At 71.7% G+C, this 12217-nt stretch carries 11 protein-coding genes; 2 read left to right on the forward strand and 9 right to left on the reverse strand.

Going from position 1 to position 12217, the window contains the following annotated elements:
- Positions 1–70: 70 nt before the first annotated feature.
- Together POF43_RS06405 and POF43_RS06410 are read right to left on the reverse strand one after the other, a co-directional pair.
- Entirely contained in the window at positions 71–1798 is a 1728-nt protein-coding gene (locus tag POF43_RS06405) for a discoidin domain-containing protein (protein WP_271323579.1), read from the reverse strand.
- A gap of 12 nt (positions 1799–1810) precedes the next feature.
- A complete protein-coding gene (locus POF43_RS06410; protein WP_271316690.1) occupies positions 1811–2908 on the reverse strand; it encodes a DUF1996 domain-containing protein in 1098 nt (365 codons plus the stop codon).
- 722 nt (positions 2909–3630) lie between these two features.
- Between POF43_RS06410 and POF43_RS06415 the strand changes: the two genes are divergently transcribed.
- Positions 3631–4278 (forward strand): class I SAM-dependent methyltransferase, encoded by a 648-nt coding sequence (locus POF43_RS06415; RefSeq protein ID WP_271323580.1) that lies wholly within the window; start codon positions 3631–3633, stop codon positions 4276–4278.
- 195 nt (positions 4279–4473) lie between these two features.
- Here POF43_RS06415 and POF43_RS06420 read toward each other — a convergent pair whose 3' ends face one another.
- The 4 genes from POF43_RS06420 to POF43_RS06435 all read right to left on the reverse strand — a co-directional run bounded on the left by POF43_RS06420 (position 4474) and on the right by POF43_RS06435 (position 7573).
- The gene (locus POF43_RS06420) at positions 4474–5979 is read right to left on the reverse strand and encodes a glycosyltransferase family 39 protein (protein WP_271323581.1); all 1506 of its coding nucleotides are present in this window, start codon (positions 5977–5979) and stop codon (positions 4474–4476) included.
- An 85-nt stretch (positions 5980–6064) separates the two neighbouring features.
- Positions 6065–6280: a hypothetical protein gene (locus POF43_RS06425; RefSeq protein ID WP_271323582.1), complete on the reverse strand. Its 216-nt coding sequence runs from the start codon at positions 6278–6280 to the stop codon at positions 6065–6067.
- A 137-nt stretch (positions 6281–6417) separates the two neighbouring features.
- A complete protein-coding gene (locus POF43_RS06430; protein WP_271323583.1) occupies positions 6418–6915 on the reverse strand; it encodes an LLM class flavin-dependent oxidoreductase in 498 nt (165 codons plus the stop codon).
- Positions 6916–6949: 34 nt separating this feature from the next.
- Positions 6950–7573 carry an NADPH-dependent F420 reductase gene (locus tag POF43_RS06435; protein ID WP_271323584.1) on the reverse strand — a complete coding sequence of 208 codons (624 nt, stop codon included), beginning with the start codon at positions 7571–7573 and terminating at the stop codon, positions 6950–6952.
- Between the two features lie 192 nt (positions 7574–7765).
- On the opposite strand from POF43_RS06435, the gene POF43_RS06440 reads away from it, so the two are divergent.
- Positions 7766–8377, forward strand: a complete 612-nt coding sequence (locus POF43_RS06440; protein ID WP_271323585.1) for a TetR/AcrR family transcriptional regulator — start codon at positions 7766–7768, stop codon at positions 8375–8377.
- 60 nt (positions 8378–8437) lie between these two features.
- On the opposite strand, the gene POF43_RS06445 is transcribed toward POF43_RS06440, so the two are convergent.
- From POF43_RS06445 to POF43_RS06455, 3 genes are all read right to left on the reverse strand, one after another.
- Positions 8438–9490 (reverse strand): ParB/RepB/Spo0J family partition protein, encoded by a 1053-nt coding sequence (locus tag POF43_RS06445; protein ID WP_271323586.1) that lies wholly within the window; start codon positions 9488–9490, stop codon positions 8438–8440.
- Positions 9491–10216: 726 nt separating this feature from the next.
- The gene (locus POF43_RS06450) at positions 10217–10552 is read right to left on the reverse strand and encodes a hypothetical protein (RefSeq protein WP_271323922.1); all 336 of its coding nucleotides are present in this window, start codon (positions 10550–10552) and stop codon (positions 10217–10219) included.
- A 196-nt stretch (positions 10553–10748) separates the two neighbouring features.
- Positions 10749–12215 (reverse strand): condensation domain-containing protein, encoded by a 1467-nt coding sequence (locus POF43_RS06455; protein ID WP_271323923.1) that lies wholly within the window; start codon positions 12213–12215, stop codon positions 10749–10751.
- Between the last annotated feature and the right edge of the window lie 2 nt (positions 12216–12217).

A 12217-nucleotide genomic window follows, 5' to 3' on the forward strand; every position in this document is an offset into this window, starting at 1 on the left:
ACCGTGCCGCCGCAGGAGTCGCGGGCCGCCGGGGAGCACGGGAAACGTGGTGGCCCCGGCGGCCGGGGGATCAGCTGTAGACGCCGAACTCGTAGAGGGAATAGCCGTAACCGGTGCCGCGGGCGGTGGCGTCGAGCCGGACGTAGCGTCCGCTGCCCGAGACGTCGAAGTCGTCGATCCCGCCGTCGCCGCCCGTGGTGGTGTGGATGGTCTGCCAGGTCTGGCCGTCGTTGGAGACCTGGATCGTGTAGTCCTTCCCGTAGGCGCTCTCCCAGTCGAGCTGGATGTGGTGCAGGGCCGTCACCGTGCCGAGGTCGACCTGGAGCCACTGCGGGTCGCTCCAGTCGCTGGCCCAGCGGGTGGTGAGGTCGCCGTCGGTGGCGTCGGCCGGGCCGCACGGGCAGCCGCCGTAGCCGTCGGACTCGAAGGACGAGGCGGTCGTCGGCCTGCCGAGGGCCACGTTGGTGCCGCTGACCGGCGGCGGCACGACCCGGACCGACAGCGAACCCACCCCGACGTTGCCGTGGCCGTCGTGCGCCTTGACGAAGATCTTCCACACGCCCGGCTTGCTCGGCGCGGTCACCTGGAGCCGGCCGCCGCCCAGGTCGGTGGAGGACTGCGACGTCAGCCCGCCGTCACCGTCGACGTACTTGCTGCTGTACAGCACCTCGTAGCTGATCGCGTCGCCGTTCGGGTCGGTGGCCTGCGCCGTCAGGGTCAGCGGCTGGCCGGCCACGACGGACGACGGGTTCGGCACCGTGACCGAGCTGACGACCGGCGGGGTGTTGTCGTGCGAGGTGTCGCCGCCGTACGCCTTCTTCACCGCGTAGTACGACAGTTGGCGCTCACCGGCGGGGATGAGGTTGAACCACAGGCCGCCGAAGTCGTACTCCGTACCGTAGTTGAACATCGTCGCGCCCAGCGAGACGCCCGGGTCGGACTCCACGCAGTTCCAGGCGTTGGTGTAACCGTCCGCCGACTGCTGCTCGTTGGGCTCCAGCGGTACGCCGTTGGCGTCGTTGGGCACCTCCCACTCACCGGGCGGTCCGGACTCGGTGACGATGTACGGCACGGTGTAACCACCGTTGTGCCAGTCCGACTTGATGCCGCAGACACCCTGGTAGGAGTTGACGGCGTACAGGTCGAGGTGCGGTGCGTAGGCCTTGAAGTACGGCCACGCGCCGGTCCACGCGTCGGTCGAGGTCACCGGGTGGTTCGGGTCGATGCCGTGGATCGCCTGCGCGGCCTGGTCCACGAACGACACGTAGGCGTCCCGCTCCTGCTCCAACTGGGCGCCGCTGTAGCAGTTCTGCATGCCGAGCACCGACTCGTTGCCGACGTCCCACATCAGCACGCCGGCGTTGTCCTTGTAGGCGGTGACCCACTGGGTGATCGCGCTGAGCTGGCTGGACTTGTACGCGGCGTCGTTCACGTAGTCGACGCAGCCGCCGGCGCCGGGGCCGCCGCCGGGCTGGAGCCAGAAGCCGGCGATCACCTTGATGCCGTTGGCCGCGGCCGCGTCGAACAGCGGCTGGCTGGTGGCGTCGGTGCCCCAGGTGCGGACGGTGTTGACGCCCATCGAGGTCAGGTCGGGCATGTCGGCGGCCGCGTCACGGGGTGAAGGGCCCCAGGTGACGCCCTTGATGGTGTACGGCGAGCCGTTCACCGTCAGCTGCCAGGCGCCCTGGCCGCCGGTCACCTTCACCACGCTGCCGGCCGCCTGCGCCTGGGTCGCGGGCAGCAGCGCGGTCGCCGCGGCGACCAGGGCCACCAGGGCCATGGGTGCGTGCAATCGCATCGGACCGCCTCCTCAGACGCCGGGCAGGCGGTAGTCGAGGCCGAGGGCGGCGCCCTTGTCCGGCTGGGTCTGGTCGTAACCGCGCGCGTCGCACTGGAGGCCGCCCACGATGCAGTGGTCGACCAGCGCCGCCTGCGTGGCGTCGTCCCAGGCGTTGAAGAAGTCGTAGTGGAACGAGTAGCTCGCCCCGCTGGAGAACCGCACGCCGGACATGTCACCGCTGACCGGGAAGGCCATCTTGAACTCGATCATCGGCAGCGCGACCGGGTGGTCGGTCGGGCACACGTCGTCGTTCGTGCCGGGCTTGACGATCGGGTAGGCCATGTGGCTCTTGTGGTCCGGGGTGTCCAGGTAGAGGCCGTCCCAGCAACTGGGCGCCTGGAAACGGACGTTGAGCTGCGAGCCGGCCGGGCAGCTCGGTGGGAAGTCGACGTTGCCGTAGCTGTCACCGCACTCCCAGCCGTCCACCCAGCCGGGACTGGCGCGGAACTGGTCGGCGGTCGTCGTCGGTGAACCCACCACGAAACGCAGGCCCTTGGGGAACGGGCGGACGCTCGTGTAGTCGGTGACACCGGACTTGTAGTAGATCGTCTGCGGTCCGACCGGCAGGATCTGCTGGGTGCCGTTGTACAGCGTCGGCATCCAGTACCCCGACAGGTCGTCGGGCGCCTTGCAGCTGCTGGACCCGGCGGAGAGCGACGCGGTCGTGCTGAACGCGTCGGTGGTCGTGTTGCCCATGAACGTGTGGTCGTGCGACGCGCCGGGCTGCTGCGGGAAGACGATCGGGTCGTCCGGGGCGGTCTTCGTCACCGAGCAGTTGGCCTGGAACTCGTGGAAGTAGGCGTGCGGGGGGTCGTTGTACGACGGCGTCACCCCGGTGACCTGCGGGTTCGCCAGGATATAGCCGTCGCCGTCCGGGTCGTCGCCCGAGGCGTGCTGCGGAGCGGCCATCCCCGGCATGTCCGCCATGGTCGTCATGGCGTGCGCCGCGGCGGGGGCCTTGGGCGCGGCGGACGCGGACGGTGCCGCTCCGCTGACGCCGAGTCCGGTGACGACGAGCGCCATACCGGCCAACAGCGTCGACGCGGCTCTGTATCTCCTTCTCACCATGCACTCCTGCCGTTCGTGGCGGTGCTGGAAACAGGCATGCCTTCTTTCCGGTCCTCGGTGGCCGTGACGTATCCGGAACGCGGGGCGGACCTGCGGGAATCGGAGCGCGGACGTCGTGAGAGCGCTCTCTTCGTTGAGAGTGTCGTTGCCCCAAGGGACTGTCAAGGGAAGGGAACAAGAAGGGAACGGACGCCCCCTCAGCACGGGGAACATCGCGCCAAGATCTGTGTGCCCCCTGTGGGACCGCGACGCGCCCGCCATGACACCGCGACACGACCGTCACCGCCGGCGGGGTACGGGACGGCCCGACCGGCGCCCGGCGTGCCGGTTCGCGGGCGTGGGTCCGCCCGCCGCACGGGCCGCCGTGATCGCGCCGGACCCGGGCAGCGGCTGCCGCGACGCGTCACCGTGGTGATGGGACGTCGGTCACCGGTTCGGCGGCACCCGGGGCCATCGCACGTGGTGGGCGCCGGTGCGCCGCCTCGCGCCGGGCCGCCCGGACGGCCCGGCGCGTCGGTGGCCGGTCGACGACGGTCGGCGGCCGATGATGAGCAGCCCACGGTCGGCGAGGGGTGGCGGACGCGGGGTCGACGACACCGTCCGTCCGGCGCACTTCCGTCCGGCGCGGAGAACCGGTCCGACGTACAGTCGACCGACGAAACACCGCCGTCACGCGAACCCGGCGAGGGTCGCAGGACGGCAGCGATGGAGGATCGCCTGTCATGGCCGAGCATCTCTCACCCGACGACATCAGCGGCATCAACCCCGGGCAGCCGCTGGACGACCTGTACACGCACCGGCCGCCGTGGGACATCGGACGCCCGCAGTCCGCGTTCCTCGGCCTCGCGCGGTCCGGCGCGATCCGGGGACGGGTGCTGGACATCGGCTGCGGGACCGGCGAGCACGTCCTGATGTGCGCCGGCCTCGGCCTGGACGCCACGGGCCTGGACCTGGCGGACACCGCGCTGCGCACCGCGCGGGACAAGGCACACCGGCGCGGCGCCGCCGTGCGGTTCCTCCACCACGACGCGCGGGCGCTGACGGCACTGGGCGAGCGGTTCGACACGGTGCTCGACTGCGGCCTGTTCCACATGCTCGCCGCCGCCGACCGCGCCCGCTTCACGGCCGGCCTGGACGCGTCCCTGCGCCTCGGGGGCCGCTACTTCATGCTGTGCTTCAGCGAACGGGAACCCAGCGAACCGGGGACCGTGGGACCGCACCGCCTGACGCGGGACGACATCACCACCGCGTTCGCCGGCACGCTGCGCGTCGACTCCATCGAGCCGGCCGTCATCGAGATCACCCTGGACCCGGCAGGCGTCCAGGGGTGGCTCGTCGCCATGACGAAGGTCTCCGCCTTGGAGCAGTAGGCGTCCCGCGCGGGGTGACGGGGGTCTCCTCCAGCGGGCGCGGGGCCGTCCGGGGCCGCGATGCCGTCCGTGCGGGGCGGTGGCGGGCGGTGCGCGGTGCTGTCCGTGCGGGGCGGGGCGTGCGGGGTGCGCGGTGCCGTCCGGGAAGGCTGAGGTGTCCCCGCTTCCCGGCCGCCGGTCGTCGTCGTCGCGTCCTCAGTCGAGATGGCGCAGCCGCGGCCACATCTGCGCCCAACTGCCGTGCGGCTGACGGCAGGTGTAGATGGCGCCGTGCTCGGTGGTCTCCTGGTTGCGCAGGCCGGGAGCCAGGCGGATCGGGGCGATCTCGGTCACCCGGGACCAGTTCTGGCGCAGGTAGCGGGTCTCCCACACGCCGACGCACAGCACGGTGTCCGGTCGTCCCGGGGGCGGCCCCCACTCACCGTAGGAGGTGTGGCCGCTGTAGACCGGCGCGCGCAGGCCGTCGGCCGGGCCGAGGAGGGTGAGCGCGCCCGCCTCGGCGTAGTTGCTGGTGAAGATGACGGTGCCGGGCGGCATGGTGGCCGCGACTCTGGCGACCTGGTCGACGAACTGGGGCCAGCCGTAGGTCTCCATCAGGTTGGCGTTGAGCGGGCGCAGCCGTGTCGCCATGCTCGGCGGCAGTACGGGCAGGCCGACCAGCACCGCGATCGCCGCGGAGACCGCGATCGCCGCCGGCCACCCGATCCGGCCGCGCGCGGTGCCGGCGGCCTCCACCCGCACCGCGCCGGCGGCGAACAGGCCGACCAGCGCCGGGGCGGGGTAGTACGGCTTGCCGCCGCCCGCGGTGAACGCCACGACGGCCACCACCACGACCACCAGCACCCACCGGTGCCCATGCCCGTCCCGCGAGGCCAGCCACCGTGTCCCCAGCAGCCACAGTACGATCAGCGGCGGCCCGGCCAGGAACAGCACCAGTTCCGGCAGGTGCGCCAACGAGCCGAGTGCACCGCCCTGTTGAGCCGCCAGCACGCGGGACATCCGCAGCTGCGGCCAGCCGTGCAGCGCGTTCCACACCAGGTCGGGGGAGGCCAGCAGCACGGCGGCCCCGGCGGCCAGCCACGGCCCCCGGGCGCGCAGCGCGTCCCGGCGGAACCACCACAGGCCCGCGGCGGCACCGATCAGCAGGACGGCGAGGGTCTGCTTGTTCTCCAGCCCCACGCCCGCCGTCACGCCTGCCGCCAGCCAGGCCCGGACCGTGCCCAGCCGCAGCGCCCTGGCGATCAGGACGAACATCGCCGCCCACGCCAACTGGTCCAGCACGGTGGTGCCGAAGAGCAGGGCCGCCGCCTCGAACGCCGGACAGGCCGCGATCGCGGCGGCGGTGACGACCTGGGCACGCCGCCGCCCGCCGAACTCGGCGGCCAGCTTGGCCGCGAGCAGTACGCACCCGGTCTGCGCCGCGACGGCCAGCAACCGCAGCGGCAGCAGGCCGTTGTCGAGCGCGTAGGCCAGCCGGGCCAGCAGCGGGGCGAGCGGCGGCTGGTCGACGTATCCCCAGGCCAGGTGCCGGCCGCAGATCACGTAGTAGAACTCGTCCCGGTTCCAGCCGTACCGCGTCGCCACCGCCAGATGGATGAGCGCGGTCACCGCGGCCACCGCCGACACCGGGCGCCACGCGATGCGTTGCCACTCGCCCGTGGCCTGCCTGGTCCGGACGAGTAAGACGCCGGTCTCAGCCATTCTCGTGGTCTCCCTGTCGCGGTACGGGCCGCTCGTGGCCGGTGGGGACTTCCGACGTGCCGGCCCGCGGGCCGCGCGGGGTCCGTCAGTTCGGGGTGGCACCGCCCGCCGCACCAACGCGTTCGTCGCGTTCGTCGCGTTCGGAGAGACTGCCGAGGGTGCGCGAGTCGCGGTCCAACTGCCGTGCGAACCAACCCGGTTCGAGCCCGGCGCAGTGCGACCGGCTGGTTCGGACGATCACCTCGTCGGCGCAGTCCTTCGTGGGGCGCACGTCGCCGACCGGGAGTACTCCGATGTTCATGACGTCCTGTCAATTCGTCGCGACGATGGGCGAACTGAATCCCGGCGGGAGTCAAGCGTTCGTCTCGGTGGACGACGCACCGCCGAGTCGATGAAACGCGGGCACTGCCGTCCATCGTCGCGGATCACCGGTCAACCTCAACGGCCGTCCGCTGGCAAGTAGTCTCCGGCCTTTTCTGCCGCCGTGGCCCCGACGTCACGCGGGAGATCGAGCATCCGCCCGCGCCGGTGCCAGTTCGCGCCCCGGGAGATGTCGTGCTCGTCCTTCATCCACCCCAGTCCCACGCCGACGTCGAGACGGCCGCCGCTGAGCACGTCGAGTGTGGTCAGCGTCCGGGCCAGGTGCGGTGGCTCCCAGTAGAAGGTGCTGAGCGTACTGGCGTTCAGCCGCACCCGGCTGGTCGCCGTCGCGGCGACGGTCCACAGCAGCACCGGATCGAGGCAGCGCTTCATCTGCGGCGGGTACGGCCGCTCCTTGCCCGGATGGACGCTGTGCATGTCCACCGGCTGGACCAGGCGATCGCCGACCCACAGCGTGTCGTAGCCAAGGTCCTCGATCCCGCGGCAGAACGTACTCAGGCCGGCTGCGCCACTGACAGCGGGCCCGATGACGGGAAGTGTGAAACCAAGCTTCATGGCGAGCCCCTTCGGTGTTCCGTCGACCGTCCGGTCAGACGGGAAGCTCGGTGATGCCCAGGGCGAAGTCCAGGTTCCCCACCCCGTGGTTGGCGAGGCCCACCGTGACCACGCCCGCTCCTTCCAGCCAGTGCGCCATCTTCAGGCCGCCGACGTCCAGCGGGCGCATCCCGAGGCTCTCGACGAACGCCGCCACACTCGCCTTGGCCCGCGCGTCGTCGCCGGCCAGGAAGACGTCGGGCCGGCCCTTCTCCAGGACGTGGCGGAAGACGGTGTTGAACGCCTTCACCACGCTGGCACCGGCCGGGACCGCTTTGGCGGCTTCCTGCGCGATCGAGGTCTCCTCGCGGTGGGCCAGCCCGTCGAAGGTGGAGTTGAAGGGGTTGCTGATGTCGACGACGACCTTGCCCGCGAGAGCGTCGCCGTACTGGGCGATGGCCGGCACGACGCCGTCGTACAGCAGGGCCACGATGACGATGTCCCCGGCCGGGGCGGTGCCCCATTCGCCTGTCGTGGTGCCGCTGCCGAGAGCCTGGGCCAGGTCGGCGGCCTTGGACCGGTCGCGGCCCATGACCTCGACGGTGTTGCCGCCCGTTATCGCCCGTGCGCCGATGGTGCGGGCCATGTTGCCGGTGCCGATGATGCTGATGCTGCTCATGAGATGTCCTGCCCTGGTTGTGTGGGGTTCGGTTCGGATGGCGGTGGTGCCGCCGTCGGCTATATCGGTGGTGCCCTGTGGACCCGGGGCTACGGTGTTAAGTAAACCGCCCTGTGTGCTTACGGTACGGGGTGGGTGGCCCGTGCGCAACTATGTACACCGGTCGTTACCTGGCTGCGGTACGATGGAGCCATGACGGAGTTGGAGAAGGGCCCCACGGGCCGCCGCCGCGGCCGGGGCGCCCGCGAGCGCATCCTCGGCGCGGCCCAGCAGCTGTTCCGCGAGCAGGGCATCAACCGCACCGGCATGAACGAGCTCTGCGCGGCGGCGGAGGTGTCCAAGCGCACGGCCTACCAGCACTTCACCGGCAAGGACGAACTCGTCGCCGAGTACCTGCGCCGGTTCGACCCCTCCGTTCTGCCGGGCGTGTTCGACCGCACCGACCTCACGCCCCGCGAACGGCTCCTCGCCGCCTTCGACATCCCTCCCGGCACCCCGCTGTGCCCCTACATCGGCGCCGCCGTCGAACTCCACGACCCCCAGCACCCCGCATCCCGGTACGCGAGCGACTACAAGAAGGCGGTCGCCGCGCGGCTCGCCGACACCGCCCGCGAAGCCGGTGCCGCCGACCCCGAGCGGCTCGGCGAGCAGCTCGCGCTGCTCATCGATGGCGCCGCAGCCCGCACCCGGGTCCTCGATGCCGATGCCTTCCCCACCGCCGCCGCCATCGCCGCCGTCCTCATCGACAACGCTCTCCCCGCGACTACGGGCCACGACCGCCGACGGGAAGAACTGTCGAGCTGACCCGGCACTCCGGCCGGGCCGAACCATGTCCGCGTTAATTGATGCGCCGTCACATCACACTCAACGGCGGGGAATCGCCGTCGGATTGCCGTTGGCCTGTTCGAGTTCCTCCCCGAACTGGCGCAGGACGTCGGCGTATCCGTGCATCAGCTCGGCGAGCGGGCCGAGGCAGTGCGCCGGAACCGTGGTGAGGATGCGCTGGCGGCGCTGGGCGGTGGCCGTGCAGATGCTGAGCAGCCGCAGGACCTCGCGTCCGGTGTCGTTGAACCGCAGTGCGGGATCCCGGCGCAGCCGGAGGAGCGTCTCCGTCAGCCCGGCGAGAGACCTGCCTTCGCCGTCCGGCCCCTCGTGGGCGCGGGACATCGCGGGAGCGGAACGATCCATCCGGCACTCCCCGGCCCGCCGTCCGCGGGGTACGGGGTCGACCCCGCGGCGCAGGCGGTCGCGGACGTCCGCCACGGTGGCGGGGGAGATGCCGGCCGCGGCGGCCACCTGGCGCAGGGTGGCGGTGGGATTCGCCCTGATGAACTCACTCGCCCGCTCCCGGCCGATCGCGCGGTCGACCGGTCGCAGGCGGCCGTCGCGCCCGATGCGCACCGCCGGCCGGTCGCCGGCGGGGGTGGCTCGGCGTCTCAGCGCGGCCACCGCACTGGCCGACATCCCCGCGACGGTGGCCACGGCGCGGTCGGACCACGCCGGGTGGGCGGTCAGGATGCGCCGGGCGGCGCTGACGCGGTCCACGACCGAAAGCGGCAGCCCGTTCGTGGTGTTCACCGAGACGGACAGCAGGAACGCCTCGTCCTGACTCCCGCCGAAGACGTACGCCGGTATGCGCTCCCTGCCCTGGAGCAGCGCGGCCCGGACGCGGTGCGCGCCGTCGATGACCGCCAGGGTCGGCGCATGGACGGTGATCGGCGGCAGGGGCGATTCCAGGTTGGCGAGCAGCCGGACATGGTTGTCGTCCAGGCCGGAAACGCGCGGAGAGTCATCCCAGGTGAGCGAACCGATGGCCAGTAATCGCACGGGAGACGTGTGGATCTCTTGCAGGTGCGAGGCGATTCGGCGAAGGAAGTCGGCTCCGCCATCGATGGTCACACCATCGTCTTGGGACATCGGTGCTCCTCGGAGAAGTAAGATCATTCGGCCGGCTGCTTTCGGCCGACCCGCTACTTTCCGCCGTGGCATTGCCACACCTTCTGTTCGTCCCGTTTTTCCGCCGAGGGGGCCGACGTTCCGGCGACCGCGCGCGTGACAACCTGAACCCGTTACGGCCGGAGGGTCCACCGGCGCAGCACTGAATGCCGCGCCATGGGTGCGATCGCGCCGAGGGCTCGGTCCGAGTTCCGTCGAAGTGGGGGGCGGTGGTGCGGGCCAGCGTTTCAGGGTCGGCTGTGAGCGCCAATCGCGCAATACCAAGAAGTCGCAATGCGCAGATTGGCCGAAATCGACTTCTCCTGACCGGTGGGCGCTCCGCGCATTCGATCGCATGGTGGTCCCGTGACGCGGCGGCCTCGGAATTTCGGGCCTGCCGGCACGGCTCATGATCGGGGTTTGCCCTCTTGCGCTCCCGGCCCCCGCCCCGCCCCAGCACCGGCTCCGCCCGCGCCCCTTCTCCGGTCCCCGGCCCGGCACCGGCTCCGGCACCGGCGCCCGCTCCCGGCTCCGCCCTCGCCCCGCCCCGGTCGTCGTCGCCGCTTCCGCCCACGTCGCCGCTTCCGCCCACGTCGCCGTTCCCGACCCCGCCCGACGTATTCCGGCGAATGTCCTCACCGGGCACGCACGCCCCAAGGGGCACACCTCATTGGCCGAATCGCCGCGCGCGACCGCGTCAACCCCCTGCTATCGGGGCACACCATCGCCGGCGGTGATTATCCGCTGTTTCGGCAGGTTGCCGCTCTCCGGTGCCTGCGAGAGGCGTTCAACTGTCCGGGCGATCAGTTGAACAACCGTTCCGGCGTACCCGTTCGTCCGGCGCGGGCAAACCGAAGAAAATCCCGGTGTGCGTATGCGTATGCAGGCGCGTGTGCGGGTGCTCAGGATTTCGGGAAAGGCGGTGCTGCTGATCTTCGGGGCGCCGTGGGAATCCGCCGAAGAGGCATCGGAAATCGCCGAGCGCGGCCCGGTCAGGCAGGCGGCATGGTCGTCGTCATCCCCGGCACGACGAATCCAGATCACCTGCGCGCCACCCTCAATCCTCCCCGGCCCGCGACGGTGAACTCCCACGGAGCAACTGCCGCACATCGATGGCCGGTTCGCCGGGCTGGCCCGCCTCCGTCCGGCGGCGCCTCGTCCGGTGCGCGGCAACAAGCCGGCAGCGCAGGCCGGTTCACCGGTCGGCCCGCCGCCGGTGCAGCTGCACGGGGCGGCCGGTTCAGCCGGAACCGCGCACGGTGCGGGCGATGTTGTCGACGTGGTCACGGAGGAAGTCGTCGGCCCACGCGTCGCTGTAGAGGTCGGACCGCACGCGCAGCTCGACCACCGGGCCGGTGCCGGTGTGGCGGACGAGGACGCGGATGCCGCCGCGCGGTACCTCGTCGCGCGGGACGCGGATCTGCTCCACCACGAGATCGGCGACGTCGCGGGTTTGAACAGCCGTGCCGTCGGTGACGTCGAAGTTGACGTAGTGCGGGACGTGCCGCAGTCCGGCCCGGTGCCTGGCGCCGTACTGGAGGGGATTGAGCGCCTTGGTGATGAGGGCGTGGGGGAGTTCCTGGTGGCGCAGGGCGGCGAAGATGACGGCGTTCTCGCGCCTGGCCAGCTCCAGCAGCGGTGCCTCGCCGGACACGTCGGTCCGCAGGACGCACGGGGTGGCGAAGTAGCCGACGGTGTCAGCGATCTGACGGTTCATCCGGTTGGCCAGCGACCCCATGATGGCGACGTCGCCGGCCCGCTCCGGTCCCATCCCGGCGGCCCGGCGCCGGTCCCTGATGACCGCCTTCAGGCAGGCCGCGTAGACGGCGGAGGGCGTCACGCGGTGGGCGCGCGACGTGGTCCGCAGCGCCCGCCGGGTGTCGTCGTCGAGCGCGGTCCGCCGCACGACGAGCCGCGGCACGCCGCCGCCGGCCGCCGGATCGGTGAGCCCCGAGGCCGGAATGGGGTCGACGCCGTCAAGAGTGGTCCGCCAGTGGGAGATCAGCCGCCGCAGGGTCTCCCCGCTCAGGTGGGCGCGTTCGGAGGCGGCGAAGTCGGCGAACTGGAGCGGCAGCTGCGGCAGTTGGGCCGGCCGGCCGGCGTGCCGGGCGGCGTAGAGGGCCAGCAGGTCGTTGCGCAGGATGTCGCAGGACAGCCCGTCCGCGACGAGGTGGTCGACGACGACGGCCAGCAGATGCCACCGCGGGGACAAGGTGACGACGTCCACCCGGAACAGCGGTCCGGTCGCCAGGTGGAAGGGCCGGGACGCCGCCTCGGTCAGCAGGCCGATCCCCCGCTCGCGAAGGCGCGCGTCGCTGTCGACCTCGCCGTCGCCCGTGCCCCCGCTGTTGCCTGTGCCCCCGCTCCCGCCGTCTCCCTCGCCCTCGCCCTCACGGTCTCCGTCGTCGCGCGGTCCGGCGGACGAGAGGTCGTGCTCGGTGATGTCGACCGCCTGCTCGGGCGGCAGGAACCGCAGGACGGGCTGCCCGTCGCCGCCCTGCGGGAAGACCGTGCGCAGGCTTTCGTGACGTTCCGTCACCTCGCCGACGCACCGCCGCATCAGGGCGACGTCGAGCGGGCCGGTGATCTCCAGGCCGAAGGTGAGCGTGTTGTTGGGGAAGTGGTCGTCCCGGCCGGTCAGCAGCCGTTCCTCCTGGGTGAAGGAGGGCAGGAGTCGCCCGCCGCGGTCCGCCGGGGCCATCCGCATTC

Origin of the sequence: Streptantibioticus silvisoli, from assembly GCF_027947535.2 — a bacterium.
GTDB lineage: Bacteria > Actinomycetota > Actinomycetes > Streptomycetales > Streptomycetaceae > Streptantibioticus_C > Streptantibioticus_C silvisoli.

Excerpts from the sequence above, each read along its gene's own strand:
- POF43_RS06430 (WP_271323583.1), bottom strand. The coding sequence starts at position 6,915 with ATGAAGCTTGGTTTCACACTTCCCGTCATCGGGCCCGCTGTCAGTGGC.
- POF43_RS06440 (WP_271323585.1), top strand. The coding sequence starts at position 7,766 with ATGACGGAGTTGGAGAAGGGCCCCACGGGCCGCCGCCGCGGCCGGGGC.
- POF43_RS06425 (WP_271323582.1), bottom strand. The coding sequence starts at position 6,280 with ATGAACATCGGAGTACTCCCGGTCGGCGACGTGCGCCCCACGAAGGAC.
- POF43_RS06435 (WP_271323584.1), bottom strand. The coding sequence starts at position 7,573 with ATGAGCAGCATCAGCATCATCGGCACCGGCAACATGGCCCGCACCATC.
- POF43_RS06445 (WP_271323586.1), bottom strand. The coding sequence starts at position 9,490 with ATGTCCCAAGACGATGGTGTGACCATCGATGGCGGAGCCGACTTCCTT.
- POF43_RS06420 (WP_271323581.1), bottom strand. The coding sequence starts at position 5,979 with ATGGCTGAGACCGGCGTCTTACTCGTCCGGACCAGGCAGGCCACGGGC.
- POF43_RS06405 (WP_271323579.1), bottom strand. The coding sequence starts at position 1,798 with ATGCGATTGCACGCACCCATGGCCCTGGTGGCCCTGGTCGCCGCGGCG.
- POF43_RS06415 (WP_271323580.1), top strand. The coding sequence starts at position 3,631 with ATGGCCGAGCATCTCTCACCCGACGACATCAGCGGCATCAACCCCGGG.
- POF43_RS06410 (WP_271316690.1), bottom strand. The coding sequence starts at position 2,908 with ATGGTGAGAAGGAGATACAGAGCCGCGTCGACGCTGTTGGCCGGTATG.
- POF43_RS06455 (WP_271323923.1), bottom strand. The coding sequence starts at position 12,215 with ATGCGGATGGCCCCGGCGGACCGCGGCGGGCGACTCCTGCCCTCCTTC.